Annotated in this window: 1 protein-coding gene; it reads right to left on the bottom strand. The window is 67.4% G+C overall.

The window, feature by feature from the left end:
- Positions 1 to 29: 29 nt before the first annotated feature.
- Positions 30 to 1,186, bottom strand: a protein-coding gene (locus tag CCN35_RS21115; RefSeq protein ID WP_245863317.1) for an IS3 family transposase whose coding sequence is annotated in 2 segments (ribosomal slippage) — positions 30 to 898 and positions 898 to 1,186 — 1,158 coding nt in all. Because the reading frame shifts where the segments join, the coding sequence is not laid out codon by codon here.
- Between the last annotated feature and the right edge of the window lie 52 nt (positions 1,187 to 1,238).

The raw sequence follows: 1,238 nt of genomic DNA, 5'->3' as shown, positions 1-1,238 counted from the left end.
TGACCGGACCCCGTTTGGTGGTCCACCCGTTATGAGAGCTGCGGTTGGTGTTGGCTCCTCCATCGCTGGGCGAACTCGGCTGGGGTGAGCATGCCCAGGGCGGAATGGGGACGGTAGTTGTTGTATTCCTCTCGCCAGTCGGCGACAAGGACCTGGGCTTCCAGCAGGGTGTCAAACTGCTCGACCGCCAGCAGTTCGTCGCGCATCCGGCCGCCGTAGGATTCCACCCACGGGTTCTGCCATGGCGAGCCGGGCTCGATGTAGCTGGTCCTGGTGCTGGTGAACCGACACCAGTCGCGCAGGGCCGCGGCGGTGAGCTCAGGCCCGTTGTCACATCGGATGAACTGCGGGAACCCCCGGACAGCAGCGATCTTGTCCAGGCAGGCGACGGTGGCGTCCGCGTCGATCGAATAAGCGACCAGGTCGGCGAGTGACTCGCGGGTGAACTCGTCCACCACATGCAAGATCTTGATGGTGCGCCCCGCAGCGGTGACATCGAACTGGTAGTCCAGCGCCCACACGTGATCCGGGCGCTCGGCGCGCAGCCGGGTGGCCGGGGCGACGGACTCGCCCAGGCGCCGGCGCTTGCTCCGCTTCGCCGGGACGCGCAGGCCCTCCTCCCGCCACAGCCGCTGGATCTTCTTGCGGTTCACCACAAGCCCTTCCCGCACCAGCACGGCGTGCGCCCGCCGGTATCCCCACCGGGGATGAGCACGCGCGAACCGGCGCAGCCGCTCCCGCAGATCGGAGTCCGGGTCAGCGTCGGCCGGCTGGTAGCGCTGGGTGGAACGGTGCTGGCCCACGATCCGGCACGCCCGCCGCTGCGACAATCCGAGCCGTTCTTGCAGCATGGCCACGGCCCGGCGGCGCCGCGACGGGCTCACCAATTTCCCTTGGCGATCTCCCGCAGCGCATCAATCTCCAACTCCTTGTCGGCGACGATCCGCTTCAGCCGGGCGTTCTCGGCCTCCAACTCCTTCAGCCGCTTGACGTCGTCAGCCTTCATGCCACCGAACTGAGCCCGCCACCGGTGATAGGTCGCCTCGGAGATCTCCAGGTGCCGAGCCACATCCGCGACCTCACCGCCTTCAGCCAACAGCCGGTCGGCTTCGCGGAGCTTGCGGATGATCTGCTCGGGGGTGTGCCTGCGCCGTGCCATCGTGATGATCCTCCCTTCGCCCAGCATCATGGGCTACGGGCTCTCATCACAGGTGGACCAGTCTCAGGGGACCAGGTCA

Source organism: Streptomyces thermovulgaris (genome assembly GCF_002155915.1).
Classification (GTDB): Bacteria; Actinomycetota; Actinomycetes; order Streptomycetales; family Streptomycetaceae; genus Streptomyces; species Streptomyces thermovulgaris.
The sequence above is the reverse complement of the archived record's forward strand: the minus strand, read 5'-3'. Positions and strand labels throughout refer to the sequence as shown.